Below are 21,167 nucleotides of genomic sequence, written 5' to 3'. Positions count from 1 at the left end.
TTATCCGGAGTCCCCCGACACCACCGACGTGATGCGGTGGATGGCGAAGTCGCGTAGCCGCCCCGACGCCGAGTCGAAGGCCACCAGCTGCCCACCCTTGATCGTGATCGGCGACACCACCCGCTGCGTGGCCACGCCGGCGGCGTCGAGATAACCGATCACCAATGTGTCCTGGGCCCTGGCCGCGCGCTGCAGCAGCGACATGGTGACGGCCGGGTCGACGCGGATGTTCCCGAACGGCGCGGCGGTCACCTTCCGCAGCACCGAGACGACGGCGTTCAACGTCTCGCTGCTGGGCCGCGGCGCTGGACGGTACGGCCTGCGTTGCGGCGGGGTGGGCACCCTGGCCCCGCGCGGCCGGACGTCGACGATGGAGCCGGTGGAGTCCTCGGCGGCCGGGGCGAAGCCCGCTTTGCGCAGCGCGACGAGCACCTCGGCGATCGGCGCGGGCGACACCGCCACCGTCGGCGCCAGCGCACGCAGCTGCAACTCCTCCGCGGCCGCCACGGCCTGGGCCAGCAATGCCGGGTCCTCACACCGCACGAACGAGGTGGCCATGCCGATTCGCAGCTGGCCGTGCCGCCGGGCCACGTCGTCGATGAGGTAGGTAAGCCCTTGCGGCACCGGGGTTTTGGAATGCTTGCCGAAGAGGTCGTGCATCCAGTCGCGGGTCTTGCCGACGTCCAGGGCGTGCCGGATCGACTGCTCGCTGATGCGGTACACCATGGCCGTGCCGGCCGATTCGACGGTGGCGACGGTGGCCAGATCGTCGGCGAGGTCGCGTTGCAGCGGCCCGGGCACCACGACGGTCAGGTCGGCCTGCACCAGGAAGTGGTCGATCGGTGCGGGCATCGCCCGCGTCATCGCGCCCACCGCGATCTCCGGGTCGCCGCCTTCCTCCAGCAGCGCCCGACCGGGGGTGCTGATCGCCCCCCGGCCCGCCAGGCCCAGCGCGTGGCTCTCGGCCAGCAGATCGGCGACGGGTTGGGGCTGCAGCCGCCTGGCCCAGCGCGGCCGTCGCCAGATCAGCGCCGCCGACGCCGTCACCGCATCGACGCCGGCCCCGGGCGGCAGCCCGCGCAGCATGCCCAGCAGCAGTCGGCGATCCAGTGGAGCGGCCGTCGAGTACAGCGAATCATTCAGGGCGCCATAGGGTTTGGCGTCCGGGCCGCGGGTGCCGATCAAGGCCGGCCGGCTCGGCAGGTCGAGCCAGGTGCTGGCCAGCAGGTGCCAGCGTTCGGCGGGGGACAGCGCGGTGAACCGTTCGGTGGCTGCCGTGGGCGCCCAGTACGGGCCGTCGCCGGTGTCCGGCTCCGGATCGGGCGTGCCGCTGGCGATCAATCCCGCCCCGGCCGCGATCTCGAGGATCAGGCCCAGCCGAGGCTCCTCGACGCCGGTCGCCTTGGCCAGCCGCTTGACGTCACGAATCCCCAGCCCGCCGCTGCGCAGCTCGGAAACCGGTGCAGCACTGAGGTTTTGCAGCAGCACGTCGAGCTCGCGCAACACGTCGATGACGGCTCCGGCGGCCACCGCGTCGACGTCCTTGGCGCTGGTGGTCGACACGACCGGGTCGGGCGCGGTCAGCTGCAGGGGACCGGGGTCCTCGCCGCGCAACACCTGTCCCACGTGACGGGGCAAGATCACCGTCTCGGCGTCGATGCGCCGCAGCAGGCCCGCCGCCAGCAGCTGCGGCACCGGCCGATCCGCCGGGGCCCCTGGGGCGGCGTCGCGGGTGCGGCCCATCGGCGAGCCTTCCAGCAGCTTGTCCAGCACGTCGAGCTGCGCCCGGTCGAGCCCGTCGACAAGGGCGGCGATCTCCTCGCCCGTGCGGGAGCTGTCCTCGAGCGTGGCTTGGCCCGGATGCCACGGCAACGCGGAGCCGGCGTCGGCGGCCACCCGGACCGCGTTGTCGCCCCAGACCAGGGCGCGCTGCCTGAGGTCGTCCAGCGCGCCGACCACGTCGGCCTCGGCCGCGCGGTCGCCGACGAGGGCCAGCAGCTTGGCGGTCGGCGCCGGGGCGGAATCGGCCTGCAGCACCAGCAGGGCGTCGAGCACCGCCAGCCGGAGGAAGTCCAGGTCGTCGGTGGCGGCCTTGACCGATTGGCGCGCCTGGGCACGCGCGGCCAACGCGGCGATGCTGCCGGGTGGGGGCTGCGCGAGGTCTGGCCGGAGTTCCAGCAGTCGGATCAGCCGCTCGTCGGGTAAGTCGGACAGCCAGGACCCCAGCGGGATATCCGGGGTGTTGTCGGTCATTGCTGACCAGCGTAAAGCAGTCGGCGGGCCTAACGGCCACGCTCACAGCGCGGACCAGTGGCCTTGCGCCACGCGCGCGTGCGCGACCTGTCAGAATGGACCGCGTGGCTGACACTGCTGAAGGCAACGCACGCAAAACCAACTACGTCGACAACGGGTGGCCGACGACGGACCCGGACGACCACGCCGTGAGCGAACTGGTCAGCGACCGCACGGGTGCGTTGTCACCGTTCGGTGAGCTGGTGTTCCCCCTGCCCGCGACCGACCTGCCCTACGTTCACCCGGTCACGGTCGTCAACCGGTAACCCATGGCTAGGGCCCCAGAGGCCTCGAAGGCCTCGGCAGGCACGCTCTCGCATCTGGACGAGCNCGCGGCGCCGCGCACATGGGCTACGTCACCGAAAAAGGCGCCACCAAGCGCGCCGCCGTCGCCGCGGGCGCGTTGCGCACCTCGCCGCACGTGGTTGCGCTGATCTCGACCGGCGGCCTGCCCAAGGGCGACGCGCTGGCCACCGCGCGGGTGGCCGGCATTCTGGCGGCCAAGCGCACCAGCGACCTGATCCCGCTGTGCCATCAGCTCGCGCTCACCGGCGTCGACATCGATTTCGCCATCGGCGACGCGGAGGTGGAGATCACCGCGACCGTGCGCAGCACCGACCGCACCGGCGTGGAGATGGAGGCGCTGACCGCCGTCAGCGTCGCCGGGCTCACGCTGTACGACATGATCAAAGCGGTGGACCCCGCCGCTCGCATCGACGACATCCGCGTGCTGCGCAAGCAGGGTGGCAAAACCGGAACTTGGGAGAGGTGATGGGCGCGCGATCGGCACGAGTGATCATCGCTTCGACCCGCGCGTCGGCCGGCGCGTACGACGACCGATGCGGGCCGATCATCGCGGAATGGCTTGAGCAGCAGGGATTTTCGTCCGTACAGCCCGAGGTGGTGGCGGATGGTGAGCCGGTCGGGGAGGCGCTGCGCGGCGCGCTGGACGCCGAGGTCGACCTGATCATCACCTCGGGTGGCACCGGCATCTCGCCCAGCGACAGCACCCCGGACCAGACGGTCGCGGTGCTGGATTACATGATTCCGGGGCTGGCCGACGCCATCCGCCGCTCCGGGCTGCCGAAGGTGCCGACGTCGGTGCTGTCGCGCGGCGTCTGCGGCGTGGCCGGCCGGACGTTGATCGTCAACCTGCCGGGTTCGCCCGGCGGGGTGCGCGACGGCCTCGGCGTGCTCGCCGACGTTCTCGACCACGCGCTCGATCAACTCGCCGGCGGGGATCACGAGCGATGACGCGCGTGTTGCGCGCCGCCCTGACCGAAGACCCGATTTTTTTGGCGGAACACGAGGAGTTGGTGGGCCATCAGTCGGCTGGAGCCGTCGTCGGCTTCGTCGGCATGATCCGCGACCACGACGGCGGCCGCCGGGTGGTGCGGCTGGAGTATTCCGCGCACCCCTCGGCCGAAGAGGTCCTTGCGCAGGTGGTCGCCGAGATCGCCGAGCAGGCCGGCGGCGTGCGAGCCATCGCCGCCAGCCACCGCATCGGCGTGCTGCGCATCGGGGAGGCGGCGCTGGTGTCCGCGGTGGCCGCCGACCATCGCCGCGCGGCATTCGACACCTGCGCCCGGCTGGTCGACACCATCAAGGCACGGCTACCGGTGTGGAAGCACCAGTTCTTCGACGACGGAACCGACGAATGGGTCGGGTCGGCCTAGTGGCCGAACGTCAGCCGGCCTGCGGCGGCTGCGCCAGGGCGTGCGTCGACTTCAACATTCATGCCATCACGAAGGCTACCCTGATGTGCGTATATGGAGCTCTGTCATCGAGGTTGCTTGCTCCGAGTAAAGGAACGGTTGTTGTGTTCGTATGGTTTACCGGCGACGCGCGGAGCGCGATAAGTCGCAGTCAACATGTCGCGCGGGAGTTGAACCATGATCGCGTGGGGACGCAGCATCTCTTGTTGGGCTTGTTGGCGGCGTCGGACACGGTCGCTGGGCTGGCGCTGGCTGAGGTTGGAGTGACATTTGATGGGATGCGCCGGGTTGTGGTCGAGCGTGGCGGCCTTGACGCCGCACCGGCGCACTCTGGCCATCTCCCGTTCACCTCCCGGATGTGGGAGGTGATCGAGTCCGCCGCGGCTGGCCCGCAGCCCAGGGACGTTGGACCCGCCGAGCTGTTGTTGGCCCTACTCGAAAATCCGGAGTCGACCGCGTCCCAGCTTCTCACCGGCCAAGGTGCTGACCTCTCTCGGGTCCGCCGCGCTGTGGAGGAGCGACTCGCAGCGGAAGCCGAATCATCCGCGAGAACAAGACGCAACTTCAGCTCCGTTTCCGCCAAGCAAGCAGAAGGGAATGTGGCGGTCGCCTTAAATCGCTTCACCAACCAAGCCCGCACCGTGACTGCTTTGAGTTATCACATGGTGCGCGAGCTCATGCACGATCGTCATGGGACGGAGCATCTGCTGTTAGCGCTGCTGGCCCGTCCACAGGAATTGACCAGCAGCTTCGGGATGCCGGCGAGCAGCACGGCTGGGATGCAGGCGACGTCGCTGTATCCCACGATCGCCGACTGGGCGCTGGCCGACCTGGGGGTGACGCTCGATGGTGTGCGTCGCGCAGTCGTTGAGCGGTGCGGGCTCGGTACGGTGGCGCCTTGCGGATACGTCGAGGCAACCCCACGGAGTCTACGAGTACTCGAAAAGTCGCTTGCAGCAGCCGCATCGCTGGGTCACGACCGCATCGGCCCGGAACATTTGTTGTTGGCACTACTCGACGAGCCGGAATCGACCGGATGTCAGATTCTTCGGCATCAGGTGGGTGAGTTAACCCAAGTCCGTGATGCGGTCATGCAGCGGCTCACTGTAATCCAGGCGGAACTCGCAGCCCAGCCGCCGGCCGAGACGGTCACCAGTCAGTCGTTGAGCGCGTCGTCCGCCAGCTTCCTCGGTGAAAGCGCCGACACCAATCATCGACCCCCGCGACCTGCGGTGTCGGCCGAACCGGCGGCGTGGCTGGCGGGCCGGGTAAAGCTCTCCACTCCACATCGGCTGACGCGATGGGCCGGCTCTGGGTTCTCGTCCTATGCACGGATGTTGCATCCTCTCGATGACCACCCGAACGCGCCGCGATGGGATGCCGTGGCCAAGATCAATGGCCGGATACTGGGTCCGTTGGTGCCATGGGAGCACATCAATACACCGGCGACCCCGGAGGCTACCGACAGGGCCCTGGCCTCCGTTTGGTGCGCAGAGCAAGCCGGACACCTCTGGCCAGGCGATCCGAAAGGCGGACTGCGCATCCCGGCGTTGCAACGACTGTGCGAGGTACTGGCCCAACACACCACGACACCCCATACATGCTACTTTGCCGTCCGCGCCGACGGCCAACCGATCGTATTACCCCCGCGGACCGCTTACTACGCTGGGGCCGGACCCGCGCCCGAGGATTGGCAAATCGACAAAACCGCACCAAGCTTTGTGCTGTCCGACCCCGATCTGCCTACCCCTGGCGAGCTTTCTTTGCCAGACTCGCTACCCCCGCCCGACACGTCGTCGTCGCCGTTTTTCCCTGCCGCCCTGAGGCACTACTACCACTTACTGGAAGGCAGCCTCGATGAAGCAGTGCGGATCGGACGCTGGGCCGACGAACGCCGCTTTTATCACCAGTCGCCGAGCTTCATTTGGCCCGCCGACCATGCCTGGCTCGTCAGTATCGCTCCCCAATCCGACTCGACCATTATCGGCGGATCGCCTCATCTCATCGACCAGCTCTGCGCTTCCTCTACGATCGAAGCCCTCCGGGTCCCGCCCGATACACTGGACGAGGGCAACGCGTCGTTATGAGTTCTTGTCGATTAGGCTCGATTTTCGCCCTTTGCTGACACTCACGACAATCAGGTATTCACGTCGGACTAGCAAACGACGGTCGCGTTACGGGTTCAACAATTCGTTGTGACAGGCTCATCCAGTGTGTCCTGGTAAATCGTCCCCGGTGGACCCTGTAGAGGCGTAATCTGCGTGAAAGCCGCGTTGAAGAATTGCGCGGCGGGGGGCGGTGGAAACACCTGGCAGCCTGCGATCGCATTTCCGTCGATGACAGGACCGATGGCGAAATAGTCCCAAGGAGGACCAAAAGGCGTGTTAGGGCCGCCAGGATTGATCTTGTACATCTGGATATGAAGCGACATGTATACTATCGGACCCTCACACAGGACACCCGCGTTTCCAACTAATGCAACACCGCCGACATTAGCGGGAGGAAATACGACGAGCGAACATGGGAACGGCGCCTGATCGGCGTTTTTCAGCTGCATCTGCTTAAGATGCGGTTTACCCGAATGCGGCAGAAATGGATTACTTAGCTCCGGCGGTATTGGCGGATTATTGTCATCGTTCGATGGTGTGTCAGCCACCGCCCGGGGGACGATGACTGACGAAATAGCACTTACCAAAAATGCAACCACTACCATTCGTCCATGCCGCATTCTCGTCCTCCGAAAGGTTGGCGCTCCAGGCGGAGGCATCCTAGTAGGTTGGCTGCGCCAGGGTCAACCGTTGGATTTGGTTACTGATCGTTAGGAATTCGACACGTGGTGGTCCCTGCGCATACTAGATCCATTGACCCGAAAAAGTCCGGGCTATTGGTTGGAGACGTTACGAAAACCATGCGTCATGACGCTAGTGTGTGACTGGCCGCCGGGAGGTCGCCGCGTTTCTTTCACTCCTTGCGGGCACAATCACTCGCGGCCACCAGCCCTGCCGTCCAGACCGCGGCTGCATAGCTGCAATTAATGACCAACCGATGACCGCTACATCCGCTGCCGCCGCTGACAAAATTCGGTGTGATGATCACAAAAGACCTCGCAGGCTCCACATAGTTACCCACTGTCCGCAAAGGAGATAGCTTACCCCAGAATCCAAATATCGGTTTCGATTTTGGGGCCGTCCGCATGTTATTTGCGTGTTGTCCGTGTCTCTGAAATGCACTGTGCTGTCAGGCGTCGTGGCTTTTACTCCCAATATCACCAGTCGCCGCATCCGAAGTCGATTGGTCAACCTGCACCTTTAGCCTTTCGATTGCGGTATCCGTCATCGCGCAACGAGCGCTCATGTCGGCCACCGTCTTCGGGGAGTAAAAGGTTACCGCATTAGTGTTAAGGGGATTTTTCAGGCGGTGCCGTATTTGCGCGGTCATCCCCGAACCTCGCGGCCAACAGGGCCATCGCAAATGGTGAGGATCAGCCAGCGGAAGTCTACCGGTATTCAACGCCGAGGACTACAAGGCCCGCAACGTCGTGTGGCGCCGTTTCTGCGAGGTCAAACAATGGCGTGGACTAACGACCCGCTACGAAAAAACTCGCCATCGTCTATCGCAGTGTAGCCGTCCCAACGCCGTCGTCGGATGGGCCCGTCAACTATCAGACACGCCCTAATGGGAGTTGATCGGCGAGCCTCGAACGGATAGTGATCCGGTAGCGGGACGCTGGTCGCCGAGCCGCCGGTCGGTGAGCACTTCCGCGCCCTGGAGTGATGTTCGATTCCTACGGCTAGACCGTGCCCCGGCCGGTTGGTGAGGCTTCCCATAGCGCTGATGGGGTGTCGTGCCGATTCGAGCACTGATCCATTAGGTCGCCGCCGGGTTGCCTTGGGCTCGAACAGGTTCCACCCGTTTCGGCAGAGGAGGTGATCGATGATCTTCGTCGGCGACGATTGGGCCGAAGATCATCACGACATCCACGTGATGGACGACAACGGCACCCGGCTGGCCTCGCGCCGGCTGCCAGAAGGGCTCCCCGGCATCCGCGGATTGCACGACATCGTGGCCACCCACGCCCAAGACCCCCGACAGGTCGTGATCGGCATCGAAACCGATCGAGGTTTATGGGTCAACGCGCTGGTCGCGGCCGGTTACCAGGTGTATGCGGTCAACCCGCTGGCGGTCGCTCGCTACCGCGACCGCCACCATGTCTCCGGAGCTAAATCCGATGCCGGCGATGCCAAACTGCTGGCCGAGNGCGGCGCCAGCGGTCCGGGACCACCGTTGAGCCACGGCGCGTCCAGAGGGGCGTCCATGCCCGCCGGCGTGGGGACGGGCAACTCGCGCGGCGTGGGACCCGACAGCGGACCGCCGCACACCGGCCACGCGCCTCGGCCCTGAGTGGCCAGCACGCGCTCGGCGACCGCGATCTGCTGTTCCCTGGTGGCCAGTTCGGCCGACGGGGCGTACTCGCCACCGCCGTGCGAGGCCCAGGTGGAGGCGCTGAATTGGACGCCGCCGTGGTAGCCGTTGCCGGTGTTGATGCCCCAGTTGCCGCCGGACTCGCAACGGGCTACTTGATCCCACTCGCCGTCGGTGGCCGCGGCCGCCTGGCCGGCGAGGGCGATGCTGCCGCCACCGAGAACCGCCCCGGTGAAGGCGATCTTGGCGACGCTGATGCCGGAAGTGGTGGGCTTACGATGACGTCCACTCATAGGCGCCGGAACATTCCTCTCTCGGTACGCGCCTGCGAGGTCAGCTGTCGGGTTCGGGTTGGAGAGGCCACCCGGCCGACGTCGCACTCCCGTGGGAGCCGGTGCCGGCTTCACCCCAAGGAGCCGCATGCGGCCCCAGTCCGATCACGGTGGACCGGTGGGTCCCCCGCCTCCATCCACTTTCGGGGTTTCCCCGCCTACTGGATGGAGCTCGGCGCGATAAGCGAGGAGGAACGCCACACTCTGGAGATTGGCGAACCGTCGGAGACGCTAGCGGGTTCTGTTCGCCCCGTCACGTTTAGTGAAACCCGGCGTTTCCCTCACGGCCATCTGCGAAAAGCCCAGGAACATCGGGGATTTGCGCAGGTCATTGCACCCGAGATCGGAGCGTGATTGTGTCGTTATCGTTTCGTTACGTGAGGTATCTCACAGCGTCACCCGCCCGCGAAGGGCGGCAGCACGTCCACGGTGTCGCCGGGCTGTAACGCCGCGGCCTCGTCTCGAACGGCGATTCCGTCGCGCAGATACGAGCATCGGTTCAGCACGGTGGCGAGGCGGGATCCATGGACGGCGAGCCGCTCGACCAGCCCCGCGATCGTGGTCCCGGGACGCACCACCACCGTCTCCGCCTCGATCCCGGCGGCAGCGCGCGCGGCGGCGAAGTAGCGGACGGTCACCTGGATTCCCTCCGCCTCGGCCGCAGCTTCCATCGGGCTAGCCACCGATCGCGCTCATCGGGCGATCGGGCTGGACGAAGTCGGGATCGTTGATGCCGTGGCCGGCGGGCTTGCTCCACATCGCCCCGCGCCACGCCGCCTCGATCGCGTCGTCGCCCGCTTCGCCGCGCAACAGGCCCCGAAGGTCGGTTTCCTCAGCGGAGAACAGGCAGCTGCGAATCTGGCCGTCGGCCGTGAGCCGGGTGCGATCACACGTCGAGCAGAAGGCGTGCGACACGGACGCGACGATGCCGAACTTTCCGGTCGGGGTGTTCGGCCCGGTGTCGACCAGCCAGAGCTCGGCCGGGGCGGAGCCGCGCGGGGCCGGATCCGGCCGCAACCGAAAATGCGGCCGCAGCGTCGCCAGCACGTCGTCGGCGGTCAGTGCGGCGCCGCGGCGCCACTGATGTCCGGCGTCCAGCGGCATCTGCTCGATAACGCGCAGCTGATAGCCGCGCTCGAGGCAGAACCGCAACAGGCCGACAACGTCGTCGCGTCCGGTCGAGGGGTCGAGCACCGCGTTGACTTTCACCGGCGCCAGGCCCGCCTCCTTGGCGGCCGCCAGGCCGTCCAGCACGTCGGCGAGCCGGTCCCGGCGGGTGATGGCCGCGAAGTGGTCCCGGTCCACGCTGTCCATCGACACGTTGACCCGATCCAGGCCCGCCTCGGCGAGCGCGGCCGCCCGTCGCGCCAGCCCCACGCCGTTGGTGGTCAGCGAGATCTCGGGCCGGGGTTGCAGGCGGGCAGCCGCGGCGACGACCTCTTCGAGGTGGCGGGACAGCAAGGGCTCGCCACCGGTGAACCGCACGCTGGTGATGCCGAGCCGGGTGACGGCGATGTGCAGCAGCCTGGTCAGTTCGTCGGGCCGCAGCAGTTGCTCTGAAGGCAGCCAGTCCAGGCCCTCGGCCGGCATGCAGTAGCTGCACCGCAGGTTGCAGCGATCGGTCAGCGAGACCCGCAGGTCCGTGGCGGCGCGCCCGTAGGTGTCCACCAGTGGGCCGCTGGCCGGAATGCCTTGGGCCGCGGCGCCGCTGGTGCGGCCCGGCACCGTCGGTAGACCCAACGCCGTCAGCGTCATGCGGGCGCCGCCCCGAAGCGGGCCGGAACGATCTCCTTGCCCAGCGGCATCAACGACACGGGGATCATCTTGAGGTTGGCCAGCGCCAGCGGAATGCCGACGAGCGTGATCGCCATCGCCGCCGCGCTCGCCAGGTGACCGATCGCCAGCCACAGGCCAAAGAGCACTATCCAGATGACATTTCCGATGAGGGCGCCCGTCCCGGCGGTGGGCTTGTCGACGATCGTCCGACCGAACGGCCACAGCGCGTACGACGCGATGCGCAGCGAGGCGAAGCCGAAGGGGATGGTGACGATCAGCAGGAAGCTGATGAGCGCCGCCAGCAGGTATCCGGCGGCCATCCACAGGCCGCCGAACACGAGCCAGATGACGTTCAGGATCAGGCGCATATCACCTCCAGCGGTACTGCCAGGGTACCGAGTGACGGGGTAACGGGGGTGCTCGGCAGGCGGCCACCCGAGTAGGATCAGAATCCAACATGCGTCCTGCGCAGGCGGGACGCTTCTTGCGTTGCCCAACCTAGTGATCCGTCAGACAAGCAGGTGAGACCAGTGCCGACCGGCAAGGTTAAGTGGTACGACGCCGAAAAGGGGTTTGGCTTTCTGTCGCAGGAGGACGGCGAGGACGTGTACGTCCGCTCATCGGCGTTGCCCGCGGGGGTCGAGGGTCTCAAGGCGGGACAGCGGGTGGAATTCGGCGTGGCGTCGGGCCGGCGCGGGCCACAGGCGTTGAGTCTCAAGCTGATCGATCCCCCGCCCAGCCTGTCCAAGACCCGGCGCGAGGCGCCGGTCGAACACAAGCACAGCCCCGACGAGCTGCACGGGATGGTCGAGGACATGATCACGCTGCTGGAGGGTGCCGTGCAGCCGGAGTTGCGCAAAGGTCGCTACCCGGACCGCAAGACCGCACGTCGGGTCTCCGAGGTGGTCAAGGCGGTGGCCCGGGAGCTCGACTCCTAGCAGGGCGGTGCGCGCGAAACGTACCCCTACGCGGTGAAGCTACCGAGTGGTAACTTCGACATGCGTAGGCCGTGGTACTCGGGCCGGTGCCGGGTATTGCAGCCTCGATGTGGATCGTTAGCGAGGAGGCGGCGATGGCACAGCAAGCGCAGGTCACCGAGGAACAAGCCAGGGCGCTGGCCGAGGAATCCCGCGAAAGTGGTTGGGAAAAACCGTCGTTCGCCAAGGAACTCTTTCTCGGGCACTTTCCGCTAGACCTCATTCATCCGTTTCCGAAGCCATCCCGGGCCGACGAAGAGCGCATCGGGGCCTTCCTCGACCGGCTGCGGGAATTCCTCGACGGCGTCGACGGCAGCGTCATCGAACGCGACGCGCAGATCCCGGACGAGTACGTCAAGGGCCTGGCCCAATTGGGCTGCTTCGGGATGAAGATCCCCACCGAGTACGGCGGGCTGGGCATGTCGCAGGTCGCCTATAACCGGGCGCTGGTCATGGTTTCGTCGGTACACCCCAGCCTCGGCGCGCTGCTGTCGGCCCATCAGTCGATCGGGGTGCCCGAGCCGCTCAAACTCGCCGGGACCACCGAACAAAAGCAGAGGTTCCTGCCGCGCTGCGCCGCCGGGGCCATCTCGGCGTTCCTGCTCACCGAGCCCGACGTCGGTTCCGACCCCGCGCGTCTGGCGTCGACGGCGACACCGGTCGAGGACGGCAAGGCGTACGAGCTCGAGGGCGTGAAGTTGTGGACGACCAACGGCGTGGTCGCCGAGTTGCTGGTCGTGATGGCCCGGGTGCCCAAGGGCGACGGGCATCGCGGCGGCATCAGCGCCTTCGTCGTCGAGGCCGATTCGCCCGGGATCACCGTGGAGCGGCGCAACAAGTTCATGGGGCTGCGCGGCATCGAGAACGGTGTGACCAGGCTGCACGGCGTCCGGGTGCCCGCCGAGAACCTGATCGGCCGGGAAGGCGACGGCCTGAAGATCGCACTGACCACGCTCAACGCCGGGCGGCTGTCGATCCCGGCCAGCGCTACGGGGTCGGCGAAGTGGGCGCTGAAGATTGCCCGCGAATGGTCCGGCGAGCGCGTGCAGTGGGGCAAGCCGCTCGCCGAACACGAAGCGGTGGCGAGCAAGATCTCCTTCATCGCCGCCACCACCTACGCGCTCGACGCGGTGCTCGAGCTCTCTGCCCAGATGTCTGACGAAGGGCGCAACGACATCAGGATCGAGGCGGCGCTGGCCAAGTTGTGGTCCAGCGAAATGGCCTGCCTCATCGCCGACGAGCTGCTGCAGATCCGCGGCGGGCGGGGCTACGAGACCGCGGAGTCGCTGGCCGCGCGCGGTGAACGCGCGGTGCCCGTCGAGCAGGTGGCGCGCGACCTGCGGATCAACCGCATCTTCGAGGGATCCAGCGAGATCATGCGGCTGCTCATCGCGCGGGAGGCGGTCGATGCCCACCTGACCGCGGCCGGTGACCTCGCCAAGCCCGACACGGGTCTGCGGCAGAAAGCCGCCGCGGCCGTCGGCGCGAGCGGGTTCTACGCAAAGTGGTTGCCACAGCTGGCATTCGGCGAAGGGCAGCGGCCCACCGCGTACAATGAGTTCGGCTCGTTGGCGTCGCACCTTCGGTTCGTCGAACGCTCGACGCGCAAGCTGGCCCGCAACACCTTCTACGGGATGGCGCGCTGGCAGGCCAGGCTGGAGCAACGGCAGGGGTTCCTGGGCCGCATCGTCGACATCGGCGCGGAGCTGTTCGCGATGTCCGCGGCGTGTGTGCGCGCCGAGGGGCAGCGGGCCGCGGACCCGGTCGTCGGCCGACAGGCGTGCGGGCTGGCCGAAACATTCTGTGAGCAAGCGACATTGCGGGTGGAGGCGCTGTTCCGGGCGTTGTGGTCCAACTCCGACAGCAGCGACGTCCGGCTGACCCACGACGTGCTGGAAGGCCACTACACCTGGCTGGAGGACGGCATCGTCGATCAGTCGGAGGGCACCGGACCGTGGATCGCGCACTGGGAACCCGGAGCGTCGACCGAGGCCAATCTGGCCCGCCGATTCCTGACCTGAGTTCCCGGGCAGAATTGTCGCCATGGCCTCCTATGTAGCCCCGGCGGGCGAGTTCACCCGCGACACCAACTACATCGCCACCCGGATTACCGCCGACGGGCGTGACGGCTACCCGGTGGAGCCCGGCCGGTATCGGCTTATCGTGGCGCGCGCCTGCCCGTGGGCCAACCGCGCGATCATCGTGCGGCGGCTGCTGGGCCTGGAAAGCGCTCTCTCCATTGGGTTTTGCGGGCCCACGCACGACGAACGCAGCTGGACCTTCGACTTGGACCCGGGTGGCGTCGACCCGGTGCTGCAGATCCCGCGGCTGCAGGACGCGTACTTCAAGCGCTTCCCCGACTACCCGAAGGGGATCACCGTCCCGGCGATCGTCGACGTGCCGACCGGCGCGGTGGTCACCAACGACTTCGCGCAGATGACCCTGGATCTCTCGACGGAGTGGACCGCCTACCACCGCGACGGTGCGCCCCAGCTCTACCCCGAACCGCTGCGGGCCGAAATCGACGAGGTGAGCAAGCGGATCTACACCGAGATCAACAACGGCGTCTACCGGTGCGGCTTCGCCGGCTCGCAGCAGGCTTACGAGGCGGCCTACGACCGGCTGTTCACCGCGCTGGACTGGGTGAGCGATCGCCTCGCCGACCAGCGATACCTGGTGGGCGACACCATCACCGAGGCGGACGTGCGGCTGTTCACCACCCTGGCCCGCTTCGACCCGGTCTACCAGGGACACTTCAAGTGCAATCGGAGCAAGCTGTCCGAGATGCCGGTGCTATGGGCTTACGCGCGCGACCTGTTCCAGACGCCGGGCTTCGGCGACACCGTCGACTTCGTCCAGATCAAGCAGCACTACTACATCGTGCACGCCGACATCAACCCCACCCGCATCGTGCCCAAGGGCCCGGACCTGTCCGGCTGGCTGACCCTGCATGGGCGAGAGGCGTTGGGCGGCAGGCCTTTCGGGGACGGCAGCCCGCCGGGGCCCCCGGTCGACGGCGAGCGGGTGCCCGCCGGCCACGGCGCGTGAGTTAGGACGTCAGGCGCACTGACCATTCCGCGTGCGGGACGGCGCGGACCATGCCGGTGTCAGTCGATTGGCCTTCGTCGACCACCAACGTCAGCAACTGCACGACGATCCCGGTCAGCCGCCCGCGCTGCGGGTCGACCGTGGGGATGGTCACCGCGAAGCGGCTGCCCGGCCGGAAAATGGTCATGGCGGTGTTGGCGGGATCCTCGTACACCTGCAACAGCCGCCACGGCGCGCGCGCGATCGCCTCGGGAACCGAAAGTTGCACCGGATAGCGCTCATTGAACGGCAGCTCGCCCTGGGTCTGCGGCGTCTGGCAGTCGTTGAGGTTGAGCACATTGCAATACAAGTACGGCCCGACCCTGGTCAGGTGGCCGTGCGAGTACGCGCTGATCTCGGGTCGCTGCACACCGTGCTGACGCACCAGCAGCCATGCCCCGACGCCGGCCCCGACGCACGCGAGCGCCACCAAGGCCGCGACGAACAAGACCGCACCGCGTTTCACTCAGGCACCGCCGCCGGCCTTGCGGTGCGCACGCCCTCCTGCTCGACCATGACGGGCCGGTTGCCGCCGAGGCCGGGGATCAGCGAGTTGCCGCGGAAGCTGACCAGGGTCTGCGCCAGGCCGAGGATCAGCAGGGCGCTCACGGCGGTGAAGCCGACCCACAGTTCGGTGTACACGAGCACACCCAGCGCCCCGCCCAGCACCCACGCCAGCTGCAGGGTGGATTCCGATCTGCCGAATCCGGAGGCGCGCGATTCCTCGGGCAGGTCGTGTTGCAGCGAGGCATCGAGCGAGGCCTTGGCGATCGCACTGGACCCCGACGTGACCAGGGTGGCGATCACGGCCGCCATCAGGGTGCCCGCCACCGCGGCCGCCAACGCGACCGCGCACACCGCGACCGTGCAGCGCACCACCAGCACGGCGGGCCTGCCGAGCTTCAGGCGGGCGCTGGTGAAGTTACCCGCGAAGTTGCCGATCCCCGCCGCGGCTCCGATCACGCCCAGCATGGCCAGCTGAGCCCAGCCGTTGGATTGATGCGCCTTGGCCACAAACGCCGGATACAAGAACAGGAAGCCGACCATCACCTTGATGGTGCAATTGCCCCACAGGGAGGTGATGATGTTGCGGCCCAACGGTTGCCGAAGCGTCCCGCGCACCTTCTTGACCTCTTCGGGCCAGCCTCGCCGCGGCGGGCCGCTGTCGTTGCGATAGCTCAGGGTGGCCGGTACCTCACCCGCGGTCACCTCGACCCAGCGCGGGATCCGCATCGACAGCAGGGCGCCGGCGATCGTGACAGCGATCACGACGAACAACGCGCCGGGCAGCTTGAACAAATGGGTGCAGACGAACTCGACGCCGCCCGCGATCGCGCCGCCTGCGATCGTGCCGCCGAGGAGGCCGAACACGGTCAGCCGGGAGTTGACCCGCACCAGGTCGATGGTCGGCGGCATCACCCTCGGTGTCACCGCGCTGCGCAGCACGCTGAAGGACTTGGAGAGCACCATCATGGCCAGCGCGCAGGGATAGAGCACCATCGACGGGTAGCTGCCCGTGGCGCCGTCGTAGTTCATGATCAGCAACACCGCCAGCGCGGTGCGCAGCGCGAAGGACAGCGCCAGCGCGACGCGCCGGCCGTGCTGGAGCCGGTCCAGCGCCGGACCGATGAGCGGGGCGATCACCGCGAACGGCGCGATGGTGATCAACAGGTACAGCGCCACCTTGGACTTGCTCTCCCCGCTGGCCGCGGCGAAGAACAGCGTGTTGGCCAGCGCGACGGCCATCGCGGCATCCACCGCGAAGTTGGCGACCACCGGCCACGTCAGGGCGGTCAGGCCGGACTTGTCGGCGCCGTCGGCGGTGGCGGCCCGCTGCACCATCCAGTACATGCGGGAACCCATTTCGCGGCTTCGCATCGCCGCGGCGCGGGTGACCGTGATGCGTTCACCGGCGGCGGCACCACGCGGGGGCGCGGTGCCGCCGCGGTCCGGCTCGGGTTCTTCGCGCAGCGGTGGCAGGTAGCGGTTCGCGCTCGGCATCGGCGGCGACCGGCGTGACCGGCCCCGACCGGTGTCGTCGGCGGGGTAATTGGCCATGCCCGGGTGCTGGTTGGAGGATCCGTTGCGGTTCGGGCGGGGGTGGCGGCCCGGGTTGGAGGCCACCCGACCCCGATCATCACGCCGCCGCCCGGACACGAATCAATTCTGTCTTATGCCGGCGGGCAACCGGGCATGGCTCGCCAACCTAGTATTGGAGACGCACTGCAGAGAGGGGACACCGTGACCGGACCCACCGACGGGTCGGCGGAACCCGCCGCGACGACCGTGGCCGAGGGGCCCGACGAGCTGGCCGCCGTGCTCACGGGTGCCGCTGACCGGGCCCGGGCCGCCGTCGAGGAGTTCGCCGGCGCCGAGGCCGTCGGGGACTACCTGGGCGTCGGCTACGAGGATCCGAACGCCGCGACCCACCGGTTCCTGGCGCATCTGCCCGGTTATCAGGGGTGGCAATGGGCGGCCGTCGTCGCCGCGCACCCGGGCGCCGACCACGCCACGATCAGCGAAGTGGTGCTGATCCCGGGACCGACAGCGCTGCTCGCGCCGGAGTGGGTGCCCTGGGACCAACGGGTGCGGCCGGGCGATCTGAGCCCCGGGGACCTGCTGGCGCCCGCGGCGGACGACCCGCGGTTGGTTCCGGGCTACACCGCCAGCGGCGACCCCGAGGTGGACGAGGTCGCCGCCGAGATCGGGTTGGGCCGGCGCTGGGTGATGAGCGCGTGGGGCCGCGCCGAGGCGGCCGAGCGGTGGCACACCGGCGACCACGGTCCCGACTCGCCGATGGCCCGGTCCACCAAGCGGATGTGCCGCGATTGTGGTTTTTTCCTGCCGCTGGCCGGATCGCTGGGCGCGATGTTCGGGGTGTGCGGCAACCAGTTGTCCGCCGACGGGCACATCGTCGACAAGCAATACGGCTGCGGTGCCCACTCGGACACACCGGCCCCGGCGGGCACCGGCTCGCCGGCATACGAGCCCTACGACGACGGCGTGCTGGACGTCGCGGACAACCCGCCGCCGCCCGAACCCCCGGACCCGGAATCGCCGCCCGAGGCTGCGGAGCCCGAGTCTCCGGAACCTGGGGACTAGCCCCGCTCGGCGGCGGCTTTGATGTTCGCCAGCGACGCGTTCATCCCCGCCAGCAACTCGCGTTCGAAATTCTCGGTCCCACCGAAGAGCGCGTTCACCGACAGGTTCGAAAACGCGCTGACGCCGTTTTCGGCGTGACGGCTCTCGATCACCCGCGTGCCCCGGCCGCTGGGCTCGAGTTCATAGCTCCAGATCGTGCCGTTGGTGTTGACCCGGAACGCCAGCCTTTTCTCGGGAATGACCTCGACAACCGTGCAGGTGGTGGGCCAGAACATGCGGTGGCGCCGGTTGAGGTTCAGGGTGCGGGTGCCCGCGCGAAGAGGCCCCAGCGGCCTCATCCAGCGACACTGCGGGCTCCAGTCCGGCATCCGCCGGAAGTCGGAGATCAACGCCCACACTTTGGCGGCCGGCGCGTCGATGTCGACCTGCGTCTGCAACAGCGGAGCGACCATCGTTCCTCCCGGGGCAGCGAACCTATTGGCGNAAGTGGTCGGTTTTCACCTCAATCGCGGCGTGCTCGCTGCCGCCAGGAGGGTGCCGGAACCCAGCGTCGCCCAGGTCGTCGAGGCCGCCCGCACCGTCGCGGTCCTCGAGGGCGTCAACGACCACGAGAACCTGGGTTCGATATTTCGCAACGCAGCCGGGCTTGGCGTGGACGCGGTGGTATTCGGCGGCGGGTGCGCCGACCCGCTCTACCGTCGCGCCGTGCGGGTGTCGATGGGCCACGCGCTGCTGGTGCCGTATGCGCGGGCGGCCAGCTGGCCGCACGACCTGCTGTTGTTGAAGGAGATGGGTTTTCGGCTGATGGCCATGACGCCGCAGCGCGAGGCGTGTGCGCTGGCCGAGGCGATGGCCGGGGCGGTCGACGAGCGTGTCGCGGTGCTGGTGGGCGCCGAGGGCCCCGGGCTGACGACGGCCACGCTGCGACTCAGCGATGTGCCGGTGCGCGTCCCGATGTCGCGCGGCACCGACTCGCTCAACGTCGCCACCGCAGCAGCCCTGGCGTTCTACGAGCGGGCTAGGCTCACGTGGTGAGCGACGAGTCCGTCCCCTGGGCAACGGGTTTGACCGTCTCCGCGTTCGTCGCCGCCGTGACCGGCGCCGCCGTCGTCGTGCTCAGCCTCGGCCTGATCCGGGTGCATCCGCTGCTGGCGGTCGGTCTCAACGCCGTGGCGGCGGGCGGCCTGGCGCCGACGTTGTGGGGCTGGCGGCGCACCCTGGTGCTGCGGTGGTTCGTGCTGGGCGCCGCCGTGGGCGTGGGCGGTGCGTGGCTGACGCTGCTCGCGATGACGGTGGGGTAGCGGCTTACTGACCGACGGCTAGCGGTGCCCGCTTGAGCGCACCCCAAGCAGCACGTCCTCCCAGGCCGGAATGACCGGCTTGCCGCGCCGGGTGTGCACCGGTTGTTCGGGCGCGGCGGGGGGCGCCGGCTCGGCGGATTCGCCTCCGGACCCGGGCGCTTCCGCCGCCTCGAAGTCGAGGCGGGCCACCCGGGCGAGCGGTCGCAGCGGGCGCTCGAAGCCCGGGTCGATCAGCTCGCTGGCCGCGTCGTCGACCGCCGTGACCGTTCCGCCGTGGGCGCCGGGGGCGAAACTGAAATGCGCGATGTTGTCCGAGCGCCCGGCCTTCCAGGCGAGCTGCACCGTCCAGCGGCCGTCTTCGTTGCGCCACGCGTCCCAGCTGAGCCGGTCGGGTTCCAGGCCGCGCGCCACCAATGCGGAGCTGACGGTCTCGAGAAGGGTGAGCACGGCGGGCCCGTCGGCCAGCATCGGGTGTGCGGCGGTTGCCAGCTCGGCGGCACGGGCACGCTCCAGCAGCACCGGGTGAGCAAAGCGGCGGATCCGCGAAATGTCGGAGCCCGACGCCGTGGCCACCTGATCGACGGACGCACCGGCGCGAATCCGGGCCTGAATCTCTTTGGGGCTCAACATATTAGTGACTTGCATGTCGAGCGGCGGCTGCTCCGGCTGTGACGACTCGCCGCGCAGGGCGGCCCGGAGTCTGTCGTCGGCCACCAGCTTGAACCGTTCTGCGGGGTCATCACCCTCGCAGATGATGTATTTGCTCTCGTCGTCGAGACCAACCACTTTGAGTTCCCGCATGGCTTCTCCTCGCAGGCTCCGCGCCGGTCAGCGACGGACCCCTCGGGTCCGCACTCTAGTGCAGCTAACGCCGGTAACCCGCTCTGACACGCTGGCGGGTTGCGGGCTGATGACGCGGAAGTTAAAGCCGCTCGACGACCCAGTCGACGCACTGGGTCAGGGCGCTGATGTCGTCGGGGTCGACCGCGGGGAACATCGCCACCCGCAACTGGTTGCGGCCCAGTTTGCGGTAGGGCTCGGTGTCGACGATCCCGTTAGCGCGGAGCGTCTTGGCGACGGCCGCGGCGTCGACCTCGTCGACGAAGTCGATCGTGCCCACCACCTGAGACCGCAACGCGGGATCGGCGACAAACGGTGTCGTGTAGGGCCGCTCCTCGGCCCACGAGTACAACCGCTGCGAGGAGTCCGCCGTGCGCTTGACCGCCCACTCGAGGCCGCCGTTGCCGAGCATCCAGTCCAGCTGTTCGGCCATCAGCGCCAGCGTGCCGATCGCCGGGGTGTTGTACGTCTGATTTTTCAGGCTGTTTTCCACGGCTATCGGCAGCGACAGGAAGTCGGGAACCCAGCGACCGGAGGACGCGATGGACTCGACGCGGGCGAGCGCGGCCGGGCTCATGACGGCCAGCCACAGCCCGCCGTCACTGGCGAAGTTTTTCTGCGGCGAGAAGTAGTAGGCGTCCGCTTGCGTGATGTCGACGGGCAGGCCGCCGGCGCCCGAGGTCGCGTCGATGAGGACGAGCGCGTCACCCGAGCCGGCAGGGCGGCGGATCGGCACCGCGACCCCGGTCGACGTCTCGTTGTGCGCCCAGGCGATCGCATCGACCGACGGATCGGCTTGCGGTTCCGGGGCGGTGCCGGGATCCGACTTGATGACGATGGGGTCGCCGACGAAGGGGTTCTTGGCGACCGAGGAGGCGAACTTGGCGCTGAACTCGCCGAAGGAGAGGTGCAGCGACCGCTTGTCGATCAGCCCGAACGCGGCGGCATCCCAGAACGCGGTCGCGCCGCCGTTGCCGAGGATGACCTCATACCCGTCGGGCACGGAGAACAGCTCGGTCACCCCCGAGCGAACCCGGCCCACCAGATCCTTGACCGGTGCTTGCCGGTGCGACGTGCCGAACAACGGCGCGGCGGTGGTGGTCAACGCCTTCAGCTGTTCGGGCCGGATCTTGGAAGGGCCGCAGCCGAAGCGGCCGTCGCGGGGTTTGATGTCGGAAGGGATGTCGAGCTGGTCAGCCATATCCGCCAGCCTAGTGAGCGATCCGAAGGCGGTGACGCCGCGGGCTGAACTGAGCGGCAGGATGTGAGGCAGGCCACACGGGTCGCGTGACCACTGGTCAGGCCACAGTGCCTCCGGCGGGT

At 68.1% G+C, this 21,167-nt stretch carries 19 protein-coding genes, 4 pseudogenes and 1 riboswitch; of the genes and pseudogenes, 12 read left to right on the top strand and 11 right to left on the bottom strand.

The features are described from left to right. A complete protein-coding gene (locus BN4348_RS50305; RefSeq protein WP_066915594.1) occupies window positions 1-2,253 on the bottom strand; it encodes a helicase-associated domain-containing protein in 2,253 nt (750 codons plus the stop codon). Between the two features lie 104 nt (window positions 2,254-2,357). Between BN4348_RS50305 and BN4348_RS50300 the strand changes: the two genes are divergently transcribed. The 5 genes and pseudogenes from BN4348_RS50300 (at window position 2,358) to BN4348_RS50280 (ending at window position 6,094) form a co-directional block, all read left to right on the top strand. Next, window positions 2,358-2,558 carry a hypothetical protein gene (locus tag BN4348_RS50300; protein ID WP_096866311.1) on the top strand — a complete coding sequence of 67 codons (201 nt, stop codon included), beginning with the start codon at window positions 2,358-2,360 and terminating at the stop codon, window positions 2,556-2,558. A gap of 3 nt (window positions 2,559-2,561) precedes the next feature. Then, window positions 2,562-3,064, top strand: a pseudogene (moaC, locus tag BN4348_RS50295) (cyclic pyranopterin monophosphate synthase MoaC). After that, window positions 3,064-3,546, top strand: a complete 483-nt coding sequence (locus BN4348_RS50290; protein ID WP_066915589.1) for a MogA/MoaB family molybdenum cofactor biosynthesis protein — start codon at window positions 3,064-3,066, stop codon at window positions 3,544-3,546. Before moaC ends, BN4348_RS50290 begins: the two are co-directional and overlap by 1 nt. Further along, entirely contained in the window at window positions 3,543-3,968 is a 426-nt protein-coding gene (locus tag BN4348_RS50285; protein WP_066915582.1) for a molybdenum cofactor biosynthesis protein MoaE, read from the top strand. Before BN4348_RS50290 ends, BN4348_RS50285 begins: the two co-directional genes overlap by 4 nt. Next, window positions 3,968-6,094, top strand: a complete 2,127-nt coding sequence (locus BN4348_RS50280) for a Clp protease N-terminal domain-containing protein (RefSeq protein WP_160040540.1) — start codon at window positions 3,968-3,970, stop codon at window positions 6,092-6,094. Before BN4348_RS50285 ends, BN4348_RS50280 begins: the two co-directional genes overlap by 1 nt. A gap of 95 nt (window positions 6,095-6,189) precedes the next feature. Here the strand turns inward: BN4348_RS50280 and BN4348_RS59690 are convergent, their stop codons facing one another. Then, window positions 6,190-6,663 (bottom strand): hypothetical protein, encoded by a 474-nt coding sequence (locus tag BN4348_RS59690; RefSeq protein ID WP_142308740.1) that lies wholly within the window; start codon window positions 6,661-6,663, stop codon window positions 6,190-6,192. A gap of 1,277 nt (window positions 6,664-7,940) precedes the next feature. Between BN4348_RS59690 and BN4348_RS50270 the strand changes: the two are divergent. After that, window positions 7,941-8,264: pseudogene (locus BN4348_RS50270) on the top strand (IS110 family transposase); the annotation flags it as partial. On the opposite strand, the pseudogene BN4348_RS50265 reads toward BN4348_RS50270, so the two are convergent. The 4 genes and pseudogenes from BN4348_RS50265 to BN4348_RS50250 form a co-directional block, all read right to left on the bottom strand. Next, window positions 8,225-8,722, bottom strand: a pseudogene (locus BN4348_RS50265) (transglycosylase family protein); the annotation flags it as partial. The pseudogenes BN4348_RS50270 and BN4348_RS50265 overlap by 40 nt on opposite strands. A gap of 13 nt (window positions 8,723-8,735) precedes the next feature. Continuing rightward, window positions 8,736-8,949: riboswitch (cyclic di-AMP (ydaO/yuaA leader) on the bottom strand. Window positions 8,950-9,156: 207 nt separating this feature from the next. Then, window positions 9,157-9,432: a MoaD/ThiS family protein gene (locus BN4348_RS50260; protein ID WP_066915578.1), complete on the bottom strand. Its 276-nt coding sequence runs from the start codon at window positions 9,430-9,432 to the stop codon at window positions 9,157-9,159. Window positions 9,433-9,436: 4 nt separating this feature from the next. Then, on the bottom strand, window positions 9,437-10,516 hold the full coding sequence (moaA, locus tag BN4348_RS50255; RefSeq protein WP_066915577.1) for a GTP 3',8-cyclase MoaA: 1,080 nt from the start codon (window positions 10,514-10,516) through the stop codon (window positions 9,437-9,439). After that, entirely contained in the window at window positions 10,513-10,905 is a 393-nt protein-coding gene (locus BN4348_RS50250) for a YccF domain-containing protein (protein WP_066915575.1), read from the bottom strand. Before BN4348_RS50250 ends, moaA begins: the two co-directional genes overlap by 4 nt. Window positions 10,906-11,067: 162 nt before the next feature. Between BN4348_RS50250 and BN4348_RS50245 the strand changes: the two genes are divergently transcribed. From BN4348_RS50245 to BN4348_RS50235, 3 genes are all read left to right on the top strand, one after another. Then, the gene (locus tag BN4348_RS50245; RefSeq protein WP_066915574.1) at window positions 11,068-11,475 is read left to right on the top strand and encodes a cold-shock protein; all 408 of its coding nucleotides are present in this window, start codon (window positions 11,068-11,070) and stop codon (window positions 11,473-11,475) included. A 134-nt stretch (window positions 11,476-11,609) separates the two neighbouring features. After that, window positions 11,610-13,535 (top strand): acyl-CoA dehydrogenase family protein, encoded by a 1,926-nt coding sequence (locus BN4348_RS50240; RefSeq protein WP_066915655.1) that lies wholly within the window; start codon window positions 11,610-11,612, stop codon window positions 13,533-13,535. A gap of 22 nt (window positions 13,536-13,557) precedes the next feature. Further along, window positions 13,558-14,562, top strand: a complete 1,005-nt coding sequence (locus BN4348_RS50235) for a glutathione S-transferase family protein (RefSeq protein ID WP_066915573.1) — start codon at window positions 13,558-13,560, stop codon at window positions 14,560-14,562. Window position 14,563: 1 nt separating this feature from the next. Here BN4348_RS50235 and BN4348_RS50230 read toward each other — a convergent pair whose 3' ends face one another. Together BN4348_RS50230 and BN4348_RS50225 are read right to left on the bottom strand one after the other, a co-directional pair. After that, entirely contained in the window at window positions 14,564-15,067 is a 504-nt protein-coding gene (locus BN4348_RS50230; RefSeq protein ID WP_066915572.1) for a DUF2771 domain-containing protein, read from the bottom strand. Beyond that, the gene (locus tag BN4348_RS50225) at window positions 15,064-16,725 is read right to left on the bottom strand and encodes an MFS transporter (RefSeq protein WP_066915567.1); all 1,662 of its coding nucleotides are present in this window, start codon (window positions 16,723-16,725) and stop codon (window positions 15,064-15,066) included. Before BN4348_RS50225 ends, BN4348_RS50230 begins: the two co-directional genes overlap by 4 nt. Before the next feature lie 117 nt (window positions 16,726-16,842). Here BN4348_RS50225 and BN4348_RS50220 point away from each other — a divergent pair, with 117 nt between their 5' ends. Further along, a complete protein-coding gene (locus BN4348_RS50220; protein ID WP_167670477.1) occupies window positions 16,843-17,703 on the top strand; it encodes a DUF3027 domain-containing protein in 861 nt (286 codons plus the stop codon). Here the strand turns inward: BN4348_RS50220 and BN4348_RS50215 are convergent. Then, window positions 17,700-18,155 (bottom strand): SRPBCC family protein, encoded by a 456-nt coding sequence (locus BN4348_RS50215; protein WP_066915564.1) that lies wholly within the window; start codon window positions 18,153-18,155, stop codon window positions 17,700-17,702. The genes BN4348_RS50220 and BN4348_RS50215 overlap by 4 nt on opposite strands. A 28-nt stretch (window positions 18,156-18,183) precedes the next feature. On the opposite strand from BN4348_RS50215, the pseudogene BN4348_RS50210 reads away from it, so the two are divergent. After that, window positions 18,184-18,738: pseudogene (locus BN4348_RS50210) on the top strand (TrmH family RNA methyltransferase); the annotation flags it as partial. After that, a complete protein-coding gene (locus BN4348_RS50205) occupies window positions 18,735-19,004 on the top strand; it encodes a DUF2537 domain-containing protein (protein ID WP_066915652.1) in 270 nt (89 codons plus the stop codon). The pseudogene BN4348_RS50210 and the gene BN4348_RS50205, both read left to right, overlap by 4 nt. Window positions 19,005-19,022: 18 nt before the next feature. Here the strand turns inward: BN4348_RS50205 and sepH are convergent, their stop codons facing one another. Then, window positions 19,023-19,805, bottom strand: a complete 783-nt coding sequence (sepH, locus tag BN4348_RS50200; RefSeq protein ID WP_066915562.1) for a septation protein SepH — start codon at window positions 19,803-19,805, stop codon at window positions 19,023-19,025. A gap of 121 nt (window positions 19,806-19,926) precedes the next feature. Further along, a complete protein-coding gene (serC, locus tag BN4348_RS50195) occupies window positions 19,927-21,045 on the bottom strand; it encodes a phosphoserine transaminase (RefSeq protein ID WP_066915561.1) in 1,119 nt (372 codons plus the stop codon). Window positions 21,046-21,167: the final 122 nt, after the last annotated feature.

The organism is Mycobacterium interjectum (genome assembly GCF_900078675.2).
GTDB lineage: Bacteria > Actinomycetota > Actinomycetes > Mycobacteriales > Mycobacteriaceae > Mycobacterium > Mycobacterium interjectum.
The sequence above is the reverse complement of the archived record's forward strand: the minus strand, read 5'-3'. Positions and strand labels throughout refer to the sequence as shown.